This is a genomic window from Pseudomonas sp. ABFPK (genome assembly GCF_001586765.1).
In the GTDB taxonomy this organism is placed as follows: Bacteria; Pseudomonadota; Gammaproteobacteria; order Pseudomonadales; family Pseudomonadaceae; genus Aquipseudomonas; species Aquipseudomonas asiatica.
Genome location: NZ_LQXW01000010.1, coordinates 105,673 through 129,235, shown reverse-complemented (window position 1 = coordinate 129,235; position 23,563 = coordinate 105,673). Strand labels below are relative to the sequence as shown.

19 protein-coding genes are annotated in these 23,563 nt (G+C 64.4%); 8 read left to right on the top strand and 11 right to left on the bottom strand.

The features are described 5' to 3' along the window. From WM94_RS08670 to WM94_RS08640, 7 genes are all read right to left on the bottom strand, one after another. A partial coding sequence (locus tag WM94_RS08670; RefSeq protein ID WP_305728128.1) for a T6SS effector BTH_I2691 family protein occupies positions 1 to 1,357 on the bottom strand: 1,357 nt, incomplete at its 3' end. Next, positions 1,354 to 2,277, bottom strand: a complete 924-nt coding sequence (locus WM94_RS08665) for a hypothetical protein (RefSeq protein ID WP_061550975.1) — start codon at positions 2,275 to 2,277, stop codon at positions 1,354 to 1,356. The genes WM94_RS08670 and WM94_RS08665, both read right to left, overlap by 4 nt. Next, a complete protein-coding gene (locus WM94_RS08660; RefSeq protein WP_061550974.1) occupies positions 2,277 to 4,355 on the bottom strand; it encodes a type VI secretion system Vgr family protein in 2,079 nt (692 codons plus the stop codon). Before WM94_RS08660 ends, WM94_RS08665 begins: the two co-directional genes overlap by 1 nt. 14 nt (positions 4,356 to 4,369) lie before the next feature. Beyond that, positions 4,370 to 5,242 (bottom strand): type IVB secretion system protein IcmH/DotU, encoded by an 873-nt coding sequence (gene icmH / locus WM94_RS08655; protein ID WP_061550973.1) that lies wholly within the window; start codon positions 5,240 to 5,242, stop codon positions 4,370 to 4,372. 232 nt (positions 5,243 to 5,474) lie between these two features. Beyond that, positions 5,475 to 6,446 carry a biotin-dependent carboxyltransferase family protein gene (locus WM94_RS08650; RefSeq protein ID WP_061550972.1) on the bottom strand — a complete coding sequence of 324 codons (972 nt, stop codon included), beginning with the start codon at positions 6,444 to 6,446 and terminating at the stop codon, positions 5,475 to 5,477. Beyond that, entirely contained in the window at positions 6,443 to 7,330 is an 888-nt protein-coding gene (locus WM94_RS08645) for an allophanate hydrolase subunit 1 (protein ID WP_013972123.1), read from the bottom strand. The genes WM94_RS08650 and WM94_RS08645 overlap by 4 nt, the downstream gene beginning before the upstream one ends. A 90-nt stretch (positions 7,331 to 7,420) precedes the next feature. Further along, positions 7,421 to 8,179 carry a 5-oxoprolinase subunit PxpA gene (locus WM94_RS08640; protein ID WP_013972122.1) on the bottom strand — a complete coding sequence of 253 codons (759 nt, stop codon included), beginning with the start codon at positions 8,177 to 8,179 and terminating at the stop codon, positions 7,421 to 7,423. Between the two features lie 119 nt (positions 8,180 to 8,298). On the opposite strand from WM94_RS08640, the gene WM94_RS08635 reads away from it, so the two are divergent. Together WM94_RS08635 and WM94_RS08630 are read left to right on the top strand one after the other, a co-directional pair. Further along, positions 8,299 to 9,216 carry a LysR family transcriptional regulator gene (locus WM94_RS08635; RefSeq protein WP_023661550.1) on the top strand — a complete coding sequence of 306 codons (918 nt, stop codon included), beginning with the start codon at positions 8,299 to 8,301 and terminating at the stop codon, positions 9,214 to 9,216. 244 nt (positions 9,217 to 9,460) lie between these two features. Beyond that, positions 9,461 to 11,314 carry an ABC transporter ATP-binding protein gene (locus tag WM94_RS08630; RefSeq protein ID WP_061550971.1) on the top strand — a complete coding sequence of 618 codons (1,854 nt, stop codon included), beginning with the start codon at positions 9,461 to 9,463 and terminating at the stop codon, positions 11,312 to 11,314. 157 nt (positions 11,315 to 11,471) lie between these two features. On the opposite strand, the gene WM94_RS08625 is transcribed toward WM94_RS08630, so the two are convergent. Then, entirely contained in the window at positions 11,472 to 12,242 is a 771-nt protein-coding gene (locus tag WM94_RS08625) for an IclR family transcriptional regulator C-terminal domain-containing protein (protein ID WP_061550970.1), read from the bottom strand. Between the two features lie 154 nt (positions 12,243 to 12,396). Between WM94_RS08625 and WM94_RS08620 the strand changes: the two genes are divergently transcribed. From WM94_RS08620 to WM94_RS08600, 5 genes are all read left to right on the top strand, one after another. Then, the gene (locus WM94_RS08620) at positions 12,397 to 13,206 is read left to right on the top strand and encodes a shikimate dehydrogenase (RefSeq protein ID WP_061550969.1); all 810 of its coding nucleotides are present in this window, start codon (positions 12,397 to 12,399) and stop codon (positions 13,204 to 13,206) included. A gap of 4 nt (positions 13,207 to 13,210) precedes the next feature. Beyond that, positions 13,211 to 14,944 (top strand): FAD-dependent oxidoreductase, encoded by a 1,734-nt coding sequence (locus tag WM94_RS08615; RefSeq protein ID WP_061550968.1) that lies wholly within the window; start codon positions 13,211 to 13,213, stop codon positions 14,942 to 14,944. Continuing rightward, complete coding sequence (locus WM94_RS08610; protein WP_013972108.1) at positions 14,929 to 15,249, top strand: NIPSNAP family protein; 321 nt, start codon at positions 14,929 to 14,931, stop codon at positions 15,247 to 15,249. The genes WM94_RS08615 and WM94_RS08610 overlap by 16 nt, the downstream gene beginning before the upstream one ends. A 39-nt stretch (positions 15,250 to 15,288) precedes the next feature. Then, complete coding sequence (locus WM94_RS08605; RefSeq protein WP_061550967.1) at positions 15,289 to 16,968, top strand: FAD-dependent oxidoreductase; 1,680 nt, start codon at positions 15,289 to 15,291, stop codon at positions 16,966 to 16,968. 191 nt (positions 16,969 to 17,159) lie between these two features. Continuing rightward, a complete protein-coding gene (locus WM94_RS08600) occupies positions 17,160 to 18,485 on the top strand; it encodes an MFS transporter (protein WP_061550966.1) in 1,326 nt (441 codons plus the stop codon). A 358-nt stretch (positions 18,486 to 18,843) separates the two neighbouring features. Here the strand turns inward: WM94_RS08600 and WM94_RS08595 are convergent, their stop codons facing one another. From WM94_RS08595 to WM94_RS08585, 3 genes are all read right to left on the bottom strand, one after another. Then, positions 18,844 to 19,659, bottom strand: a complete 816-nt coding sequence (locus tag WM94_RS08595; protein WP_061550965.1) for a sugar phosphate isomerase/epimerase — start codon at positions 19,657 to 19,659, stop codon at positions 18,844 to 18,846. Between the two features lie 17 nt (positions 19,660 to 19,676). Next, positions 19,677 to 20,729, bottom strand: coding sequence for a Gfo/Idh/MocA family protein (locus WM94_RS08590; protein WP_082810538.1), 1,053 nt, complete (start codon positions 20,727 to 20,729; stop codon positions 19,677 to 19,679). A gap of 140 nt (positions 20,730 to 20,869) precedes the next feature. Further along, positions 20,870 to 21,646, bottom strand: a complete 777-nt coding sequence (locus tag WM94_RS08585; protein WP_023662480.1) for an IclR family transcriptional regulator — start codon at positions 21,644 to 21,646, stop codon at positions 20,870 to 20,872. A 194-nt stretch (positions 21,647 to 21,840) separates the two neighbouring features. Here WM94_RS08585 and WM94_RS08580 point away from each other — a divergent pair, with 194 nt between their 5' ends. Beyond that, on the top strand, positions 21,841 to 23,553 hold the full coding sequence (locus tag WM94_RS08580; RefSeq protein ID WP_061550964.1) for an FAD-dependent oxidoreductase: 1,713 nt from the start codon (positions 21,841 to 21,843) through the stop codon (positions 23,551 to 23,553). The last annotated feature ends 10 nt before the right edge of the window (positions 23,554 to 23,563 follow it).

The window sequence follows — 23,563 nt, the reverse complement described above, 5'->3', positions numbered from 1 at the left end:
GCAGCAGCCCGGCCAGCAGTGCCTGGTCGCGCATCAGCAAGGCACGGTAGGGCGGGCTGTCAGGGTCCTGCAGCCATTTCAGCCAGAGCAGTTCGCTGGTGCCGGAAGCGGGAACATGCGGTTCAAGACGGGAGACGACAGCTTCCGTAACCCCACCGCCCAGGCACAGGGCCATGGTCTTGGCATAGGCCACCCCGGACTCACGATCGTTACCGTCGTAGTCGTATGCCTCGGCCACCTTGAACATGGGCGTGTCGAACAAGGCAACGTACGCCTGCGCGTCCTTGTCGATGTAACGCTGAAACTCACGTTCCTGCTGCTCATAGTCAGCCTGAAACGCGGCCCGCTGCGATTCGTGGTAGCGCTCTTCAAGCCGCTCGTCACTCTCCTGCTGTGCACGCTCGACCAACAGCTGCCGCTCGACTGCCGGGTCGGTGAGCACCGGCGGCCCATCACCCGTCATCGGTTCCAGCGACGGCACCTTCTGCGCCGCCCATTCCCTGTGCGTGGCGCGAATGATCTGCAGGATCTGCGAGGTCTGCAGCTGATAGGCGCGCATCGGGTCTTCACGCCAGGCCTGACGCTTCAGTACCCAGTTCAGCCGCTGATGGTTGTACTCCTGAATCAGCCCGACAGTGTCGTCGAGCACCACTGCCAGCACGCCGTTTTCCAGCTTGTGCCGGTTGATCGCATTGACCAGATAGCCGCGCAGGGCGAACCGGCGCAACCAGCGGCTGTGGAAACCATGCGCACTGTCGAAGGGGGCACAGCCATGCTGGGCATACTCGAACACCTGCTGGTCGACCCCAAGCTTATCGGGCGTCATGGCGATGCCTAACAGTTCGGGATTGTTGCGCGCCTGAATCAGGTCCAGGCCCTCGAAGCGATGCGCAGGCGACGCGCCGCTCTTGTAGGCGTTCAGCACGCTCACCGGCCAGGCGTCACTGGAGAAGGCCAGCCAGGCGCTGGTGTACCTGCCGGTATCGAGGTTGAGAAAGGCCGAAGGAATGTCGTGATCTGCGTTCACGCATTTTTCGGGCAGCGGCGACGGCGGGCCGTCTGGCGGCTCGTAGGGGTTGAAGCGGCGCAGGTGACCCTGCTCGCTGACGGCATAGGCATGCCAGACCTGCTGATCGAGCAGCACATACAGGAAGCCCCTGCGCAAGGTGCGCAAGCCGATCTTTGTCGAGATATGCCGGTTACCCGCCACGGTGGAGACACACTCGGGGCGGGTATCGGGCACCAGGGCGCGGCGAAGCGGCAGGATCGGCAGGCCCTGGCGCTCGCAGAACATGCACTGGTCGTGCGGCAGCCCGGCTTCGGCGATCGCGAGGGCAATACGTTGGCTGATGGTCATGAGCGATTCTCGGATTTCGGCAGGCATTCGATCAGTTGGCGCCATTGCGCCTCGGAGTAGCGGGCGAGCAACGCGGCAAGAGGCGCCTGGCCTCTGGCCGCTGCATCGATCATTTCGCCCACCACAGGTACGGTATGCAGCCTCGGATGAATGCTCAGGTGATGGAGAGCGAAGGCCACGATGTCCTCCATCGCGCTCAGGCCCAACCTGCGTGCATCATCGATATGGTTCGAAGCACGCACCGCAGCAAACGGTGGAATCTGACACTGATTGATGTGCTGCGAACCCGCCCGCAACACTCTCCAGGTAGCCAGCACACGTTCGATCAGCCCCACGTCATCCTGAATCCGCCGCGCAGGGGTCGGCAAAGGGTGTCGCTGCCCGCTCTGCCCTTTCAGGCTTGCCAACCTCCCACCGCTACTCAGGAACAACCAGTCACTGATCGGCCACCATGGGCCTTGTTCAAGCCGCTCGAACGTCGCCGCAAGCAACTCCAGCCGGACGGGTTCGTAGACCGGGTAGCAGCCAAATTCCCGATTGGAATCGGGTAGCCGACACAAGGCCGTGAGATGGGACGCGACAGTGGCCGAAGGCGCCTCACTGAACAGCCAGCCACACAGGTAACGCCGTTGCTGAAACAACGCCCTCTGCGCCGCTCGGGCGGTCAGTTCCAGCAGACGGCGACTGGGGACCATGCCGGGCGAAGCCAGGCAGACCAGTACGGGATGCAGTTGGGGGGCATGGGCCAGGTCGGCCCGGTGCACACGGGTCAATGCCTGCTCACCCAGGGCATTGCGCAGCGGGGCAAGCACGGCGTGGTCGCCATCGTGAGCAGTCGCAAGCGGATCTATCAGCACATGGCAGTACAAGTGCGCCCCATGATGGCTTTCGATGAGCCTCGCCAGGTTGTCAGTGCGCATCAGGCCTTGGCCTCGCACTTGTTGCTGGCGTCAGGCGCAAGCGTAAGTGGCTGGCTGTTTCCAGCCCCTGACGCAGCCGCGCTGGTTTGCCCCAACAGCTCGAGCTTCAGCCCGTTGATGGTGATGCCCTGCCCGTCCAGCACAATGCTGCCGCCCGCGGTTCTGAACTCGATGCGCTCACTGGCGCGCAGCTGAAAGATCGTCGTATGTTGCTCGATGCCCTGCCCGACGGTGACCTTTTGCGTACCTTTGACGACCAGCTCGGCGTCTTTCCCGACAAGGGCCCGGTGATTGGCCCCAGTTGATTCGCTACGGTCGTTGCCTATCTTCTCGATCAGGTCCTGCTTGATGTCTACGTGGCACGTTTGCCCAATGAGCTGGGTATGGTCACCCCCGGTTTCCTGGCGGAAGTCATTGCCGATATTCAAGTGCTCATCATTGCCGACCTGCTCGACACGATTACGCCCCACACGCGTGGTCTCATCATTGCCGACTACATTGTTCTGGTCCCGCTGGGCATGGATGAACACTTCTTCCTTGCCGAGTTCGTCCTCGAAGCGCAGCTCGTTGAAACCATCGCCTTTGTGGGTCTGGCTCTTGATGGTCATGCGGGTCTTGTGTTCGGGCAGGTCGTACGGCGGCAGCTGGTCGCCGCAATAGGTACGCCCGGTGATCATCGGCTGGTCGGGGTCGGCGTTGACGTACTGGATGATCACGTCCTGGCCGATGCGCGGGATGGCCATCGAGCCCCAGCTGCCGCCTGCCCAGCCTTGTGACACGCGCACCCAGCAGGAGCTGAACTCGTTGTTCTCGCTCTCCCGGTCCCAGGGGAAGCTCACCTTGACCCGGCCCCACTCGTCGCAGTAGATCTCTTCCCCGGGCGGCCCGACAACCGTGGCCATGTGCGGGCCGTCGATGCGTGGCTTGGGCAGTGGCGCCGGACGCCACTCGATGCGGCCGGGTACCAGCACGGCTTCCTGCGAGTAGCGCGTTCCTTGTTCGGCCCCGGCAGCTTCTTCTTGCAGGCTGGTGAACTGGCTGCCCTCGTGATGTACACGCATCACACGCCAATGGGCGTTGAGGTCTTTGCGCGGGTGTTCGATGAGGGTAAAGCTCAGCCCCGGTTGCAGGCGTACATCGTCACCTTCGACTTCGGCAATACGGGCGTCATGGCGCAGGGCCGTCAGGCGGGTAGTGGTAAAGGGTACACCGACCGCATCGCGCTTGTAGCGGCCGGGGTAGTCGAAGCGCTCATAGTCCCGGGACTGATGGGTGATGCTACTGTCACCTGCGCGGTGTTCCTGCCGGTACTGCGGGTTGGTGAAGGTGTAGTCCCGCTGCACCTGACGTGCAGTGCGCACCTGTTCGCTGTAACGCAGGCGGCGCAGACAAGGCCTGGCCTGGTCGCCACCGCTGTTGGCGCGGTACAGCACCTGGTCGGGGCCAATGTCGTCTTCGTCGAAGAAGTCTTCATCCTCGTCGTCGGCCTTGAGCGCGCTTCGGCTGATCTGCCCCAGCGCCAGCAGTCGGTCGGTGATGACCAGCTGGTGATGTTTCGGCGTGTGCTCGAAGCGATAGACGAAACCCTCTTCCCCCGCCAGGCGGGCGATGAAGTCGAGGTCCGTTTCACCGGCCTGTACGCAGAACTCGCGCACCTGATGCTCGCCCATGCTGTTGATTTCGAAACGGGCAATGCCCTGGCGCCTGAGCATCAATTCGAGAATCTGCGGCACGGTCTTCTGCTGGAAGATGCGCCAGTTCGAACGCAAGCCGGCACGGGCCAGCACGGGTTCGACCAAGGCGCGGTAACGGGTGCGATAGAACCCCGTTTCACCCTGGCTGAAACTGCTGACCAGGCCGTGCACATAGCGCAGGGGGCGCTCACCGCGCCAGATCGTGAAAAGCACTGGCTGGTCGAGCAACTGGCCGAAGTCGACCTCGTCTTCAAAACTGATCAGTTCCAGTTTCAGCTGGAACGGTGAGCTGATCATTTCGTCGAGTTCGAACGAAACCACTTCGAAGTCAATCTGGCCAGCCAGCGGCTGGAAGGTGAAGCGCAAGTCGGATTGGCTAGGCATGCGGATCCCCTTTGCTACTGCTGCAAAATGCCGTTGAGCGACTCCAGCACCTCGGCGGTGATCAAGCTCAGGCGGTAGCTGTAGTAGCAGTAGGCGCAGACCATGGCGATGGCGGAGATCACCAACGGGCTCCACCAGGGCCATTCCCGACGCCGCATACGGTGGGGGCGAGGGACCACGTTGGTATAGGGATCGCCCGGGAATTCCGGCGTGGGGCCGCGCAGTTCACGAATGACCTTGTGCATCCGCGAAATCAGGGCGTTGATGATTTCATCGCACTTCGGGTCCAGGGCGTACTTGCCCTTCAGGCCCAGGCAAAAGCAGAAGTACAGGAACTCCAGCACATCCTGGAACTCCTTGGGCGACTGCATCAACCGCTCCAGCAACACGAAGATCTTCTCGCCACCCTGGGTTTCGCCATGGAAGATGCTGAGCAGCGGTTCGTGGCTCCAGCACGAATTGTTCCCCCAGGGGCGACTCATCACGGCCTCGTCCAGGTAAAGGCACAAGGCATAGGAATAGGCTTCGAGGTGCACAGACGAATAACCGTGCTGCTGTATTTCCTCGCGGATTGTGCTGACCTGAATCTGCAGGGTCTTGTGCACATGTTCGATGTTGGGCAGGTCATCCAGCGTACGCAGGCGTATGACCAGGCCGAACAGCGGGTTGGCCGCGTCGAGCATCAGGTTGGCGAAGCCGCCGCGTAGCCGGAAGTCCGGGTCGGCCGGATAACCCTCATGATCCGCGCGCCCGCCGTGGCCGGGTGGATAAGGTGAATCGCTGCCCTCCGGGACATCGAGCATGGCATGCAGGCTGCTTTCGGTTACGTCATGGGCAGCGTTGGCGGCCTGGGGTTTTCCAATACGAACAGCAGATGGGCCGGGCATGAAGAGGTCCTTGTCTTCCAGTTAGGCTGAAGACATGAACACTATCGGGGAATCAATTCTTCGAGGAGCGTGGTGCGTCCCAAAGCGCTGTAGGAATTTTCTCCTTTTGGCTTGTCTGGACGCTGTGATGCCGGAATTCCGGGGCCGCTCTGCGCCCCTTTCGCGACACCAGGCCGCTCCTGCAACGACTGCGCCAGCCCTTGTGTGGGTGGCGCACCGCCGCAAACATCAATCAGCCAAACAACCTGGCCAGGAAACTCAGCTTCTTCTTGTATGAGCGCCGAGCTTCCAGGGCTTCCTCCAGGCTGACCTCGAGGAACCGCGCCTGCTGGTTGGGCTGCATCTGCCCGATCAGATCCAGGTCGGCGCTAATCACCGTGCCGATCATGGCGTAGCCGCCACCCGACACCGCGTCACGGTGCAGGATGATCGGCTCCAGCCCCGCGGGCACCTGGATCGAACCGATCGGGTAGCAGCTGTCAACGATGTTCGACGGGTCCGAGCCGGCCCCGAACGGCTGCTCCCGTGGCTGGAAGCTCAAGGCACTGCCGCCCTTGTAGCGATAGCCGATACGGTCGGCCTCGGAGCCGACCGTCCAGGCTTCGGTGAAAAAGCTTCGCACCGCAGCCTTGGTCAGGCGGTGAAAATACAGCCCCGGCACCACCCGCAGCACCACCTCGCCGCCCAAGGCCTGGCGCAAGGCCATCGGCAGGCTAGCGCCGCCGCGGGTCTTGCCGCTGGGCATGCCGACCGGCAACAGGTCACCCGCCATCAGCTTGCGCCCATGCAAGCCACCCAATGCACCCAACGCATAGGTGGAGCGACTGCCGAGCACCTCGGGTACATCGATACCACCGGCCACCGCCAGGTACGCCCGGGCGCCTGCGGTAGGGAAGCCGAAACGCAACACCTGCCCGGCACGTACGGCAAACGCGGTATCCGGGCGTTGCTCGCGGCCATCGAGCAAGGCCGGCATCTGCGCACCGCAAACCGCCACCAGGGCATCCTGCTGGAACTCCAGCTCCGGCCCCACCAGCGCACACTCAAGGCCGGCGGCGCCGGCCGGGTTGCCCACCAGGTGGTTGGCCGCCCTCAGGGCGTACTGGTCGAGGGCGCCGGACGGCGGGATGCCCAAGTGGTAGTAGCCTTCGCGGCCCAGGTCCTGCACCGAGGTAGCCAAGCCGGGTTTGAGTACCTTGATCATGCCAGCACCTCCTGCAGGGTCCGTGGATAACCGACCGGGTCGGCAAGGAACGCGTCCAGGGAGAACTCCACCGGGCGAATGCGCAGGTCGAAACGGCCTTCTTCGACATCCGCCACCGCCTGGTCGTAGGTGCGGCGGTCAATGGGTTTGAACTGCACGATGTCTCCCGGGCGGAAGAACACCATGTGCTCCTTCAGGTAGTTCAGCGTCTGCTGCGGGTCGTAGATAGGCGCCGGAGTGACGCCGAACATCTGGTAGCCACCTGCTCCGCGCACTGAATAGATGCAGCCGAAACAGCCGCCATGGCCAAGGGTGAGCTTGGGGGTGTCAGTGCGCGGGCGCAGGTACTTGGGCACCTGCAGTTGCCGCTCTCGCTCGACCATCTGGAACATGAACGGCAGGCCGGCAACGAACCCGACCATCGACACGAACCACGGCGCACCGCTGTGCGCGGCAATGAACCCCTCGACATCGGCCAGGCCGTTGATCCGCGCGGCGTACTCCAGGTCGGTGCTGCCTGGGTCCTGATGGCGGTCACGAAAACGCATCAGTGTTTCATGGGTCCAGGGGTCGTTGTACAGCACTGGAATCTCGATGATCCGTGTCTGCAACGAGCGCTCGGCCACCGCCTGCGCTTCGGCACCGCGCACCGCCTCCAGCAGTGCCTGTGGCGCGATACGGTCCGGGTCGAAGCGAATCTGGAACGAGGCGTTGGCCAGGCACACATCCAGCACGCCATCCAGGGCCAGCCGCTCCACCGCGCGGGTGACGGCCATGCCCTTGAAAAAGGCCTCCAGCGACATGCTCTCGCTGACTTCGGCAAACAGGTGCTCGTCGGCGCCGAAGCTATAGCGGATAGGGGTTGTAGCGAGCGGTTCGGCCATGACTGTTCCTTTTCTTGGAGTCTTTACAGAAAGGCAGGCGAGAGCAAATTGCACGGGCTCCGGCGTATACCTGCCGGATGCCCCACGGATTCAGCGTGGCGCACGCACCACGATACCGGCAGCGTCCAGCGCCTTGCGCGTGGCCTCGACCAGGTCGAGCGCCCCCGGGGTGTCGCTGTGCAGGCAGATGGAATCGAATTCGATGGCCAGGTCCTGGCCCTCGACCGTGCGCACCACGCCTTGCTGACAAGCCCGCAACACCCGTTCAGCGACCGCTCCAGGTTCGTAGCCCCGCACATTGCGGGTGAACACGATCGAACCGCTCAGGTCGTACTCGCGGTCGGCGTAGAACTCACGAATTACCGGCTGGCCAAGCTCCTGGGCAATGCGGCAGATCACCGAACCCGGCATGCAGTACAGCAGCAGCTCCGGCTCGATCACTCGCAGGTTCTCCACCAGCAGCCGTGCAGCTTCTTCGTCACGTGCCAGATGCATGTACAGGGCACCGTGCGGCTTGATGTGCTGCAGGCGCACGCCCTGGGCGCGGGCAATTTCACGCAGGGCGCCGAGCTGGTAGAGCATGTCGTCGACCAGTTCCTGGGCCGGGGCATTGATGTGCCGGCGACCGAAGCCGACCAGGTCGCGGAACCCAGGGTGCGCCCCCACTGCGACGCCCAGGGCCTTGGCCCGCTCGACGGTACGGCGCATGGTGCCGGGGTCACCAGCATGGAAGCCGGTGGCGATGTTGGCCGTGCTGATGTAGCCCATCAGCTCGTTGTCGACGCCATCGCCAATCGTCCACGGGCCAAAGCCCTCACCCATGTCCGAGTTGAAATCCACCACCTGCATGACTGTCTCTCCTGGCGCTTGTGACTGCATGCAAGCCACGTTAGATTCTCCGCACCCCCTTGGGAAGATCTATAAACAGATAGGGTGTCTTCTGAAAATCAGATACCCCGGGAGCTACCGTGTCACTGACCCTGCGCCAGGTCCGCTATTTCGTCGCCACCGCCGAGATCGGCCAGATTTCCCAGGCGGCAATCCACCTGAACATTTCCCAGTCTGCAGTGACCACGGCGATCAAGGAGCTGGAGGCGATGCTCGGCGTGCTGCTGTTCCAGCGCTCGGCGCAGGGCATGAGCCTGACCGAGGCTGGCCGGCACTTCCTCAACCGCGCCTACGTGATCCTGCGTAGCGTGGACGATGCGTTGAACAGCCCGCTGCCGGACGTGCGCGCCAGTGGCCTGCTGCGCCTGGCGGCAAGCTACACGGTGATCGGCTACTTCCTGCCCCATCACCTGCAGCGGTTGGAGCACTGGCATCCGGATGTGACCCTGGAGCTGTACGAACAGGAGCGCAGCGCCATCGAGCAAGGGTTGCTGGAGGGTCGTTTCGACATGGCAGTGGTACTCACCGCCAACCTCACCCACCCGGACATCGTCTCGGAAACCCTGTTCAACTCCGAACGCCGCCTGTGGCTGCCTGGCAACCATCCGCTGTGCGAGCGCTCGGCGGTAAGCCTGGCCGATGTGGCCTGCGAGCCGTTCATCCTGCTGACCGTGGATGAGGCCGAGCAAAGCGCCATGCGCTATTGGGAACAGGCCGGGCAGCGGCCGAAAGTGCGGGTGCGGACCAGTTCGGTGGAGGCCGTGCGCAGCATGGTTGCCAATGGCAGCGGTGTAGCGATCCTGTCGGACCTGGTGCACCGGCCCTGGTCGCTGGAGGGCAAGCGTATCGAGACGGTGACCATCAGCGACCCGGTGACACCGATGAGCGTTGGGCTGGCCTGGCACCGGGAACGGGCGTTCAGCCCGGCGATGCAGGCTGTACGCAATTACTTCCATGATGCTTTTTTGGCACCGCAGCAGTTGTCGGCACGGCGCTGACCGTTCCCTGCAGGCCCGATCTCGTCGCGGGTACCCCTACAGCACCAAGGCAAAATGAAATCAGACAGAAATGTAATAATTTGCAAAGTTTTGTTAACAACGACCGTTGGGTCAGTGTCTGTCAGTTAAGGTTGCCGGCTTGACTGGGGCTGCATTGCAGCCCAAGCCTGCCATGGCGACAGCGGACATATCGCTGCGTGTCATGGTCACCGGCCAGGCAAGAATTGATTTTCCGGAGACAAGCATGCTTCGCATCTTTGAGCGCTGGCTCGATCCCTTCCCACCTGATGAGGTACCACCGCCACCGGTTGGCCTGTTGCGCTTCATGTGGGCCTGCACCCGGGGCGCACGCGGCTACATCCTGGCGCTTGCGCTGCTCAGTGCCGGGGTATCGATCTACGAAGCCTGGCTGTTCGCCTTTCTCGGCCAGGTCGTGGACCTGCTCTCGGCCTGGCAGGCCGGCGGTACCGTCGGCCCCGAAGAAACCCGGGTGCTGTGGGGTATTGGCATCGTCCTGCTGGTCAGCATCGGGCTGGTGGCGCTGCGCACCATGGTTCAGCACCAGGTGCTGGCGATCAACTTGCCGCTGCGGCTGCGCTGGGACTTTCACCGGCTGATGCTACGCCAGAGCCTGTCGTTCTTTTCTGACGAGTTTTCCGGTCGGGTCACCACCAAGGTGATGCAGACGGCACTGGCGGTGCGCGATGTGTTGTTCACCATCATCGAGATCCTGCCCGGGATCGGGGTGTACTTCATCGCGATCATTGCCTTGGCCGGTGGCTTTGCCCTGAAACTCATGCTGCCATTCATTGCCTGGGTCGTACTGTTCGGCCTGGCCATGCTGTATTTCGTGCCACGCCTGGGCAAGGTCGGCCAGGAGCAGGCCAATGCGCGATCGTCGATGACCGGGCGGGTGTCCGACGCCTACACCAACATCACCACGGTGAAGCTGTTCTCGCACGCCAACCGCGAAGCGCACTTCGCGCGCGCGGCCATGGAGGACTTCAAGCAGACCGGCTTTCGCCAGATGCGTCTGGTCAGCCAGTTCGAAATCGTCAACCAGGCGCTGGTGGTGGGCTTGATCATCGCTGCCGGTGGCTATGCGCTGTGGCTGTGGCACCAGGGCCAGGTCGGTACCGGGGCGGTGGCGGCGATCACCGCCATGGCCTTGCGTATCAACGGCATGTCGCACTGGATCATGTGGGAGATAACCTCGCTGTTCGAAAACATCGGCACCGTGCAGGACGGTATGGCCACCCTCACCCGCGGCCCCAAGGTAAAGGATGCGCCGGGCGCTGCCGAGCTGGTAACCACGGGTGGCGCGGTGAGTTTCGACAAGGTGGGCTTCAACTACAACGGCGAGCGTCAGGTGCTCGACGACCTGAGCCTGCACATTCGCCCGGGCGAAAAAGTCGGCCTGGTCGGCCGCTCCGGCGCCGGCAAATCCACCTTGATCAACCTGCTGCTGCGCTTCTACGACGTGGACAGAGGGGAAATCCGTATCGACGGGCAGAACGTGGCCAAGGTCACTCAGGACAGCCTGCGCGCGGCGATCGGCATGGTCACCCAGGACACCTCGCTGCTGCACCGCTCGATTCGCGACAACATTGCCTATGGCCGCCCCGATGCCACCGAAGCGCAGATCCGCGCCGCTGCGGCCAATGCCCAGGCCGATGGTTTCATCAGCCAGCTCAGCGACCGCCAGGGCAACACGGGTTACGACACGTTGGTGGGAGAGCGCGGCATCAAGCTGTCAGGTGGCCAGCGCCAGCGCATCGCTATTGCCCGGGTGATGCTTAAGAACGCGCCGATCCTGCTGCTGGACGAAGCCACCAGTGCGCTGGACTCGGAAGTGGAAGTGGCCATTCAGGAGAGCCTGGATGAAATGATGCAAGGCAAGACCGTCATCGCCATCGCCCACCGGTTGTCGACGATTGCCGCCATGGACCGGCTGATCGTGATGGATGAAGGGCGCATCATCGAGCAAGGCACCCATGCGGAACTGCTGGCGAAGAATGGTACTTATGCGCGGTTGTGGCAGCACCAGAGCGGCGGGTTCCTGGGTGAGGACCAAGGCGTGGCCGAGGCGATTGAATAGCCAGGAGGTTGGATCAGGTACCGCGTCGCCTGCTTCGCGGGCACGCCCGCTCCCACAGGGATTTCTGCACTCCTGCAGAATCAACTGCCCTGGCGCCATCCCTGTGGAAGCGGGTTTACCCGCGAAGACGGCAGCACGATTCCCGAACCATACCGCCTCAATCCAGCACCGGCCGCAACAACGCCTGCGCCTCGTACAAGGTCGGCAGATACCGCAAGCGGATTTCATCCACACTCAACCGCGAAGCATGGGTGGTGATGGTCAACGTCGCTTTCAGCCGGCCAGCCCGGTCCAGCAGTGGCACACCCAGCACACGCATGCCAATCTCATACTCCTGGTCCACGATACAGAACCCCTGCTCCTTCACCCGCAGCAACTCCGCCTCCAGCTGCAACCGGTCCGTCTGCGTATAAGGCGTCAACCCTCGCAGCGAGTTACGCGCAAAGTAGGCATCCCGCTCCCCCTCATCCAGCCAGGCCAGCCAGACACGCCCACCGGCAGTGCAATACATCGGCACCCGCGAACCCGGCCGGATCGACAACGAAGACACATGGCTGTAGCGGCTGCGTACCAGGTGGATGATCTCGTCACCATCACGGGTACCTACCGACACATGCTCCTGGGTCTGCCGCGCCACCTGCTCGACGATCGGCCGCAGCATGCGCGGCAGTTGCGCCGAGTCCACATACGCCTGGCCAAGGCGCAGCGCCTTGGGCGTAAGCCAGTACTCACGGCTGTCGGTTTCGGCAAACCCTTCGTGCACCAAGGTCAACAGAAACCGCCGCGCGGCACTGGGGGTAAGGCCGGACAACCTGGCCGCCTGCGGCACGCTAAGGCGCGGCTGCTCGGCGCTGAACAGCTGCATCAGCGCCAGGCCCTTCTGCAAGCCGGCGATCAGGTCACGGGGGTGGATAGCGGGGGTGTTCATCTATTCGACTCGCAAGCAGGGCAAAAACAGCCGATTACCGCGATAACCGGATCAATGATGCGATTATCGCATTAAACACCCGATCAGCGCATTGTTGCCCACGCCCCCTTGCCTCACCCTTGGCCTGCATAACAACGCCAATAAGGAGGTCAGCATGATTCGTGGTTCGACTGAACTGGTCGCCATCGTCGGTTCGCCCATTGCCCAGGTGAAGTCCCCCGAAAACTTCAACACCTGGTTCGCCAACAACAACTGCAACCTCGCCATGCTGCCCATCGACCTGCAGGAGACCGCGCTGAATACCTTTGCCGGCACTCTGCGTGGCTGGCAGAACCTGCGCGGTTGCGTGGTCACCGTGCCGTACAAGCAGGCCCTGGCCAGCCGCCTTGATAGCCTGAGCGAGCGCGCAGCCGCGCTGGGCTCGGTCAATGTGATTCGCCGAGAGCGTGACGGGCGACTGCTGGGCGACAACGTGGACGGCGCCGGCTTCCTCGGTGCCGCGCGCAAACATGGCTTCGAGCCGGCCGGCAAGCGTGCGTTGGTAATCGGTTGCGGCGGGGTCGGCAGTGCCATTGCCTATGCACTGGGCGAGGCCGGCATCGCCCGCGTCACCCTCAGCGACCCCAGCACAGCGCGCATGGGCGCTGTGTGCGAGCTGCTCGGCAATGCCTTCCCCACGGTCGAAATCGCCACCCGGGTCGACGGGCTGGAAGGCTTCGACCTGCTGGTCAACGCCTCCCCTGTCGGCATGGGCGGTAGCGCGGAGCTGCCACTGCCTGCCGCCCTGCTCGCCACCTTGCAACCCGAAACCCTGGTCGCCGATGTGGTCACCTCGCCCGAGATCACCCCGCTGCTGAACCGGGCACGCCAGGTTGGCTGCGCGGTCCAGACCGGCCCGGAAATGGCCTTCGCCCAACTCGGCCACCTAGGCGCCTTCATGGGCGTCACGCCGCTGGAGATCTGAAGCCATGCCGACACATGAACATACGCAACACAACTTTGACCTGGTCGTGCTGGGCAGCGGCGCCGGTGGCCTTACCGCTGCCGCCACCGCCGCCCGCCGGGGGCTGAAAGTACTGGTGGTGGAAAAGGCCGAGCACTTTGGCGGTACCTCGGCAATTTCCGGTGGGGCGGTGTGGCTTTATGGTACTGATCAAGCCCGCGCCGCTGGTGCGGTGGATTCCCCCGAGACCATTCGCACCTACCTCAGGCAGGTCATCGGCGACGGCTATGACCCCGCGCTGGTCGAGGCCTTCATCGAGCATGGCCACCAGGCGCTGCGCTGGCTGGAGCAGAACACCGAACTGCGCTACGCCCTGCGCCCGCATTCGCCGGACTACTACCCGGACGCCCCCGGTGCCACCCAGTTTGGCCGGGCGCTGGAGATGGTCGAGTACGACGGCAGGCAGCTCGGCCCGCACTTCAAGGACCTGCAGATGCCGCCGCCCGGCATGTTGCTGTTCGGCGGCATGATGGTCAACCGCGTGGATATCCAGCATTTTCTCAGTATTCGCCGCTCGCCCCGGTCGCTGTGGCATTGCCTCAAGCTGATGGCGCGTTACGCGCGGGACCGCCTGCATCATCCGCGTGGCACCCGCCTTACCACCGGCAACGCCTTGATCGCCCGCCTGGCCAGCAGCGCCTTCGCCCATGGCACGCAGCTGTGGTTGCGCAGCGAAGCCCTGGAGCTGATCGTCGAACGCGGCGTGGTCACCGGCGTGGTGGTGCAACGCGAAGGGCGCCGTGAACGGGTGCTGGCCCGGGGCGGTGTGGTGTGCGCCATGGGCGGGTTCGCTGCAGGCGCGCTGGCCGACAGCTACCGGCCGGCCCGGCAGGCGCCGCACCTGACCATGTCACCGCCCAGCAATGACGGCGCTGCCCTGCGCCTTGGCCAAGCCGTGGCCGCTGCCCAGGGTGAGGGCCTGGTGGCCAACTTCTTCTGGGCACCGGTTTCGGAACTGCGCCATGCCAGTGGCGAGCGTGAGCGCTTCCCGCACCTGGTCACCGACCGCGCCAAGCCGGGGGTGATCGCGGTGGGCCCGGACGGGCGACGCTTCGTCAACGAGTCCGATTCCTACCACCATTTCGTGCAGACCATGTTCGCCAAAGGCATCGCCAGCTGCTGGCTGGTCTGCGATGCCGAAGCGATGAACCGCTACGGCCTGGGCCTGGCGCGGCCAAAGCCGGTGGACAACCAGACATTGATCGACGCCGGCTACCTGTACCGCGCCGCAACAGCGCAGGCCCTGGCCGAGGCCATTGGCGTCGACCCACAGGTGTTCATGCAGACCCTGGAGCAGTTCAACGCCGACGCCCGCAACGGCATCGACCGCGCGTTCGGCAAAGGCGGCAACAGCTACAACCGCTACATGGGCGACCCGCAACACACGCCCAACCCATGCCTGGCGCCGCTGACCAGCGGCCCGTTCTACGCCATCCGCATCCACACCGGCGACCTTGGCTCAGCCCGCGGCCTGGTGACCAACGCCCAGGCCAACGTGCTGAACCGCGATGGCCAGCCGATTGCCGGGCTTTATGCAGTGGGCAACGACATGAACTCACTGATGAAAGGCACCTACCCCGGCCCCGGTATCACCTTGGGCCCCGCCCTCACCTTCGGCTGGCTCGCTGCCAACCACATCGCCGCGCGCCTGCAGGCGCCAACCACCCAAATGGAGACCCCAGCATGTACTACGAACTGAGAACCTACACCCTGGACCCACTGAAAATGGCCGACTGGCTGAGCCTGTACCAAAGCCACGCGCTGGAGGTGCAAAGCGAGCATCTCGGTAACCTGGTCGGCTTTTTCACCAGCGAGTTCGGCGAGGTCAACCAGGTGGTGCATATCTGGGGCTATGCCAGCCTCGACGAACGCATGGCACGCCGCGCAGCCATGGCAGCGGACCCGCGTTGGGCAGAGTTCTCAAGGCGCAATCGCGAGCTGGGCGCGGTGCTGCGCTTGCAGTCGCGAATGCTGCGGCCCACCGGCTTTTCACCGCTGCAGTAAAACTAAAACCTTCCTCCAATGCCTGAGCGGAACCCCACGATGCAACCCCTCGAATGTGACGTACTTGTCATCGGCTCCGGTGCCTCTGGCCTGGCTGCCGCCGTTACTGCCGCCCATCATGGCCAGCAGGTGATCGTCGCGGAAAAAGCCAGCCAACTGGGCGGCACCAGTGCCTGGTCGGGGGGCTGGCTGTGGATACCGCGCAACCCGCTGGCCATTGCCGAAGGCATCGTCGAGACCGACGATGCCCCGGAGCGCTACCTGCGCGGGCAAACCCACGTCAGCGAACTGGACCCGCGCCAGCGCGCCTTCCTGCATTATGGCCCGCAGATGGTGGCGTTCTTCCAGCAACACACCGCCGTGCAGTTCCAGTGCGGTAGCCGCATGCCCGACATGCGCGAGGGCGATGGCAGCACGCGCGGTGGTCGTTCGCTGTGCGCCCTGCCATACGACGGGCGCCTGCTCGGGCCCTGGCTGCACAAGCTGCGCCCACCGCTGGACATCGTCAGCCTGGCCGGCATGGGCATTGCCGGCGGCGCCGACATGGCCGCCTTCTTCAACGCCAAGCGCTCGCCCACGGCCGCGCTGCATGTAGGCAAACGCCTGCTGCGCCATGGCCGCGACCTGCTGCTGCACCGCCGCGGCCTGCAACTGGTCAATGGCAACGCCCTGGTGGCACGGCTGCTGCGCAGCGCCCTGGACCTGGGCGTGACGCTACTGACCGACAAGCCGGCCAGCCGCCTGCTGGTCGAAGGCCGGGTCAGCGGCGCACAGTTTGCCGACGGCCAGATGATCCACGCCCGCCGCGGTGTGGTGCTGGCCTGCGGTGGCTTTGCACATGATCGCCAGCGCATCGCGCACCTGATGCCGCATGCGCCGGACGGTACCCAGCATTACTCCGCAGCCCCCAGGGAAAACAGCGGCGACGGCCTGCGCCTGGGCGAACAGGCCGGTGGCATGGTCCAGGCGACTGCGACCCATGCAGGTGCCTGGGCACCTGTGTCGCGGGTGCCGCGCAGCGATGGCAGTTTCGGCCATTTCCCGCACTTGATCGATCGCGCCAAGCCCGGCTTCATCGCCGTGCGCGGCGATGGCCGGCGCTTCGTCAACGAGGCCGATTGCTACCACGACTTCATGAACGCACTGTTCGCCGCCACGCCAAAGGGTGAAGCGCCGGAAGCCTGGCTGATCTGCGACCATACCGCGCAACGTCGCTATGGTATCGGCTGGGCCAAGCCCTTCCCTTTCCCCACCCGTCACTATCAACGCTGCGGTTACCTGCACAGCGGTCGCACGCTGGAGGAACTGGCGCAGCGCTGCGGGATCGACATCGAGCAGTTGCAGCGCACGGTGGACGGCTTCAACCGCCATGCAACCCGGGGTGAAGACCCGCTTTTCCAGCGCGGTGTATCGGCCTACAACCGGGCGCAGGGCGAGCCGTCGCAAGCCCCCAATCCGTCGCTGCGGCCACTGCTGCACGGGCCGTTCCACGCAGTGAAACTGTTGCCGGGCAGCCTGGGTACCTTCGCCGGCCTGGGCACGGATGCCTCGGCCCGGGTACTGGACCGCAATGCGCGGCCGATCCCCGGGCTGTATGCGGTGGGCAACGACATGCACAGCGTGATGGGCGGGCATTACCCGAGTGGCGGTATCACACTGGGGCCGGGGATGACATTCGGTTATCTGGCTGGTAGAGCGTTGAGTACCTTGACCACCTGAATTCACGTTGCCCCTTGCCTCGCCCGCAGGCCCAACGCAACCGTTCGGTAACCGAACACTAGCCCCTCCCTTTAATTGACGCTGCCGCCTTCACTGCTCACCATGCACCGGCCTTGCGTGCCCCCTGCCTGGGAACCGGTCACGTACTCGTAGCACCGCAGCTGAATACAATTTCAAGAATCGAGCAGTTTATGAACCACTCCAAGATCACCCCCGCCGCCCCCCGGATGCCCCAGGGTTCGATCGGCGACAAGCTTCGCGGCGCCTTCGGCGTCGGCAAGACCCGTTGGGGCATGCTCGCCCTGGTGTTCTTCGCCACCACCCTGAACTACATCGACCGTGCCGCGCTCGGCATCATGCAGCCCGTCCTGGCCAAGGAAATGAGCTGGACGGCGATGGACTACGCCAACATCAACTTCTGGTTTCAGGTCGGCTACGCGGTCGGCTTCCTGCTGCAGGGCCGGCTGATCGACAAGGTCGGGGTGAAGCGCGCTTTCTTCTTCGCCGTGCTGCTGTGGAGCCTGGCCACCGGCGCTCACGGCCTGGCCACCTCGGCCGCTGGCTTCATGGTCTGCCGCTTCATCCTCGGCCTGACCGAGGCCGCCAACTACCCGGCCTGCGTGAAGACCGTGCGCTTGTGGTTCCCGGCTGGCGAGCGGGCCATCGCCACCGGCCTGTTCAATGCCGGCACCAACGTCGGCGCCATGGTCACACCGGCCCTGCTGCCGATGATTCTGGCCGTGTGGGGCTGGCAGGCCGCGTTCATCGCCATGGGCAGCCTGGGCCTGGTGTGGGTGGTGCTGTGGGTGTTGAAGTACTACAACCCTGAAGATCACCCGCGCGTGCGCCAGAGCGAGGTGGAGTACATCCAGCAGGATGACGAGCCCGAGCCAACCCGCTTGCCGTTCAGCCGTATCCTGCGCCTTCGTGGCACCTGGGCCTTCGCGGTGGCCTACGCGATTACCGCACCGGTGTTCTGGTTCTACCTGTACTGGCTGCCACCGTTCCTCAACCAGCAATACAGCCTGGGCATCAACGTGACCCAGATGGGCATCCCGCTGATCATCATCTGGCTGACGGCGGACTTCGGCAGCATCGGCGGCGGCATCCTGTCTTCCTGGCTGATCGGCCGTGGCGTGCGCGCGACCACCGCGCGGCTGGTGTCGATGCTGATCTTCGCCTGCACCATGGTCAGCGTCACCTTTGCCGCCAACGCCAGTGGCCTGTGGGTCGCGGTGGCGGCCATCTCGCTGGCGGTGGGCGCGCATCAGGCATGGACGGCGAATATCTGGAGCCTGGTGATGGACTACACGCCCAAGCACCTGGTGAGCACGGTGTTCGGTTTCGGCAGCATGTGCGCGGCGATTGGCGGGATGTTCATGACGCAGATCGTCGGTAGCGTGCTGACCGCTACCAATAACAACTATGCCGTGTTGTTCACCATGATCCCGGCGATGTACTTCCTGGCGCTGGTGTGGATGTACTTCATGGCACCACGCAAGATCGAGAGCGCCTGAACACGCCGGCCACTTTCCTCTACGGGGCCCTTGCGGGCCCTTTTTTTTGGCCAGTCAGCAAACAGCAGTTCTTGCCTGCCCGGCCTCATGGCCGGCAAGCCAGCATTGGTTCGGCGAGGTTCTGTAGGAGCAGCCTTGTGCTGCGAAGAGGCCGGGGCTGCCAAAGCCTGTCTATTGGCTGTACCGGCCTCTTCGCAGCACAAGGCTGCTCCTGCAAAGGACGCGTCAGACGAGCGATATTGGTTCTCTGCGCGACAGCGCAGCCCAAAGGGCTGGGCAATCTCCCACAGTTACCTGTGGGAGCGGGCGTGCCCGCGAACACGGGCGTTAGCCCGTGCCATGCGCCGCGTACTATCAATCAGACTCTGGCCAGCACTGCCATGGCCTTCTCCAGCGCCATGCGCGCACGCTGTTCGCCGCTCATGCCCTGTTCCAGCAACTGCCGCGTGGGGATCTCCAGGCTCAACGGCACACTTGGCGGCAAACCGCGCAGCAGGCCGACCAGATCGGCATCGCCCTCGCCCGGGAAGCGCCGCTCGTTGCGTGCCTGGCGCAGGATCTCGTCCATCTCGGCCGGCACCGGGCCGGCAACGTCGCACAGCTGGGCATAGCGCATGCGCTGCGGTGCCAGTTGCGCCAGATCGTCCAGCGAAGAACCGGAGCGGTTTAAGTGGAAGGCATCCACCAGCACACAGCCATTGGCGCGGTCGGCGTTGGCCACCACCCGCATGGCCTGGCGCAGATCACGCACATCAGTCCAGGGCATGAACTCCAGATGCGGATAAATGCCATACCCCGCCGCCAGGTCACACAACGCAGCAAAGCGCTCGGTCAGCCGCGCTTCATCCGGGTCGTTGCCAGCCACCAGCAGCTCCGTGCCGCCCAGCTCGGCGCCCACCGCCAGGATCGGCTCGAAATCGGCGACACAGGTTTCCGGCTTCAGCCTCAGGATCTCCAGGTCGAGCACCTTGATGCCCGTGTCGCGCAGGCGCGCCTGGGTCTGGCGGCGCAGGCCGGCATCGGCCACCAGCGGGAAATGCTGCTCCTGCTCGGTGGCGGGCACCAGGCGCAGGCCAACGTGGCTGTAACCGGCGCGGGCTGCTGCCTCGACCATGTCCGGCGGGGACAGCTCGAGTACCGTCAGCGCTGCCAGGGAGAAAATTCGATCAGTCATTATCGTCACCCGACAATTCAAGCAATGTGCTCGGGCGCACAGGCCCGGCCAGTTTCCGCGGCCTGGCGGATCGCCTGGACCAGCGCCAGGGTACGGCCACCATCGGCGGCATCGATCAGTGGCGCCTGCTCACCCCGGGCAACCCGCACGAAGTGTTGCAACTGCAAGGTCAATGCCTCGCCGGCGGGGATGCTTTCCTCGCTCTGCAACAACGGCGTGTGCCAGCCCGACCCGACCTTGGCGTAGTGCCAGCGCTTGAGTTGCGGAATGCTCAGGGCCCCCTGGGTGCCGGCCAGCAGGTAGCACGGTTGGCCATCCTGGCGCGGGTAGACCGGGCTTTCGCCGGAGTCCAGCTCCCAGCTCCACGGCGCGGCCACCGCGTCGGAGCCAGTCAGGCTGCCCAATGCTCCATTGGCGAACTGCAGTAGCACCGCGGCACTGTCCTCGTTGGCAAAACCGCGCACATCGTTGCGGGTGAATGCCTGCACCTGTACCACCTCGCCGCACAGGTGGCGCAGCAGGTCGAGGTCATGGATCAGGTTGGTCAGCAGGAAGCCAGCGCCCGGCTCGCGGCGCCAGGGGGTGTCGAAATAGCTGTCGGGCTTTTGCAACTGCCACAGCGCGGTGACGTTGATCAGTCGGCCCAGCTTGCCGTCGGCAATCACCTGGTGAGCCTTGGCGATCAGCGGGTTATGCCGGCGATGATGGCCGACCAACACCGGCACATCGTGGCGGCGCGAGGCTTCCACCAGCGCGCGGACTTCATCCAGGTGCACGCCCACCGGTTTTTCGACCAGCACCGGTACACCGGCCTCGACGCAGTCCAGGGCGGTGGCGACATGCAGGTTGTTCGGATTGGCGACGATCACTGCCTCGGGGCGCGCGTGCTCCAGCATCTGGCGGTGGTCGGCAAAACAGGGCACGCCGCATTCGGCGGCAAAGGCCTCGGCCTGCGGGCCCGGGTCGGCCACAGCGCACAGCTGGGCCTGCGGCACATTCAGCAAATGCTGGTAATGCTGGCGGCCCATGCTGCCGGCGCCAATCAAGGCAATACGAAGGGGTGCGTTCAACAGCCTGTCCTCTTGTCATTGTTGTCATGCGGATTCCGGAATCCGATTCCACAATCCACATTCGACAATTTAGAACCAGGTTCAGCTTTTAAGAAGAAGCCGCAGGACAGAGTGTGCGGTAATCGACCGGAAATGCACCTTCAGGCGAACAACTCACTGGCCCGGCTGGCCGCCGACAGTTCCTCTGCCGCCGCCAGCAACAGCGGCGCCAGTTCTGCCAGGCGGCTTTGCGCCAGGCGCGCACTGGGCCCGGCGATGCTCAGCACACCGATCACCTCGTCACTTTGCGGGCGGCGCACCACCGCAGCCAGGGCCGAGGTGCCAATGGCCGAGGTTTCCTCGACCCAGGCATAACCGCGCTCGCGAGCGCGGCGCAGGTAGCTGAGCAACTCGTCGGTGGAGCGTGGCGCATTCGGGCCGAACTGCGCCGGGTCGGCAATGCCCTGGCGCAATACCATCTGCAGCGCCTGCTCATCGTCCAGGCTGGCCAGCCAGGCATGCCCGGACGCGGTGTAGAACAGTGGCGCGTCGCGGCCCATGTCCGGGTCATAGCGCAGCCCGGAGCGGGCGCCCTGGGACTTGGCGATCCAGGTCTGGCGGGCACCGTCGATCACGCCAAGGCGCACCAGTTCGCCGCTGTCCTGGGCCAGGCGGTCGAGAATCGGCTGAATGATGTCGGCACCGCTGCTGGCCAGGTAGCGGAAGCCCAGCGCCACCAGCTTGGCCGACAGCTGGTAGCGGCTGTTATCCCGGTTCTGCCGCACATAGCCCAGCCGCACCAGTTCGGTGAGCATGCGATGGGTGGCGCTCTTGGGGATATCCAGGCGCTCGGCCAGGGTTTGCAACGGCAGCCCTTGCGGCTCACCGGTAAGGCTTTCTACAAGACTGAAGGCGCGTTCGATCTGACTACCAGCCATGACACAGGTCCCTGAAATTTCTGCGAATTCTAGAAAATGATTCCACACTGCCGATAGCCGCCGCAGCCAGGGCGGCACGAACCGTCCGGTTATCGCCCATTACTTGCCCGACATGGCCGCGACACACTTGCGGGCCGATTCGCTGCCATTAAGAATGTGGAACCTTGTTCCAATAACAATACAGGAATCCCGCAATGCTTTCCGCTCCCTACGAAACCGAATGCGATGTGCTGGTCATAGGTTCTGGTGCCGCCGGGCTGGCTGCGGCCGTGACGGCGGCCTGGCATGGGCAGAAGGTGATAGTGGTGGAGAAGGAGCCAGTGTTCGGCGGCGCCACCGCCTGGTCCGGTGGTTGGGCCTGGGTGCCGCGCAACCCGCTGGCACGCCGGGCCGGCATCGAGGAAGACATCGAGCAGCCGCGTACCTACCTGCGCAATGAACTGGGGGCGTATTACAACGCCGAACTCATCGACGCCTTCCTCGAAGCCTGCCCGCACATGGTGGCGTTTTTCGAAAAGCACACGGCGCTGCAGTTTGCCGACGGCAACAACATCCCCGACATGCATGGCGACACACCGGGCGCGGCCCAGGGCGGGCACCAGGTGATTGCCGCGCCCTATGACGCCCGCGAGGTGGGTGCGCTGCTGCCACGCCTGCGCAAGACCATGCGCGAAACCTCGTTCATGGGCATGCCGATAATGGCGGGTGCCGACCTTGCCGCGTTCCTCAACATGACCCGCTCGCCCAAGGCCTTGCTGCACGTGTGCAAACGCTTTGGCCGCCACCTGTACCACCTGGCCCGGTATGGCCGGGCGATGCACCTGGTCAACGGCGTGGCGCTGGTGGCCCGCCTGGCCAGGTCGGCACAAGACCTGGGCGTGCGCCTGCAGGAATCGGCGCCGGCCAAACGCCTGCTGGTCGAGGATGGCCAGGTGCGGGGCGCGCTGGTGGCTACACCGCAGGGCGAGCAACTGATCCGTGCCAAGGCCGTGGTGCTTGCGGCGGGTGGCTTCCCCAACGACAACGCCCGCCGCCAGCAACTGTTCCCGCGCGATGCCAGTGGCCATGACAACCTGGCCCTGCCCCCCAAGGGTTGTTCGGGTGACGGCCTGCGCCTGGGCGAGTCGGCCGGCGGTGTGGTCGCTACCGACCTGAAGTCACCGGTGGCCTGGGCGCCGGTTTCGCGCGTGCCGCACCGCGACGGCAGCGTCGGCCATTTCCCGCACATCATCGAACGCGGCAAACCGGGCATCATCGGCGTGCTGGCCAACGGCAAGCGTTTCGTCAACGAAGCGCATGGCTACTACGACTACGTGTCAGCGATGATCGCGGCGGTGCCGCAGGGCGAAGAGGTGTGTTCGTGGCTGGTCTGCGACCACCGTTTCCTGCGCCGCTACGGCCTGGGCCACGCCCGCCCGGCGCCACTGCCGGTGTGGCCGCACGTGCGTAGCGGCTATCTCAAGCGGGCTGCCACCCTCGAGCAGTTGGCCCAGGCCTGCGGCATCGACCCGGTAGGGTTGCGCGCCACGGTCAGCGACTTCAACAACCATGCCCGCAACGGCCAGGACCCGGCGTTCGGCCGAGGTTCCACACCGTTCAACCGCAAGCAGGGTGACCCGCAGCACAAGGGGCCAAACCCTTGCGTGGCGCCTATCGAACATGGGCCGTACTATGCGGTGAAGGTGCAGCCCGGCTGCTTTGGCACCTTTGCCGGGCTGCGCACCGACGGGAATGCCCGAGTGCTGGATGAAGCTGGGCAGCCGATTGCTGGCCTGTATGCGGCGGGTACCGACATGGCCAGCGTGTTTGGCGGCTGGTATCCGTCGGGTGGTATCAACCTGGGCCCGGCGCTGACCTTTGGCTATGTGGCCGGGCGGCATATTGCCGGGGCGCAGGGGTATGAATGAGGTGAGCGGG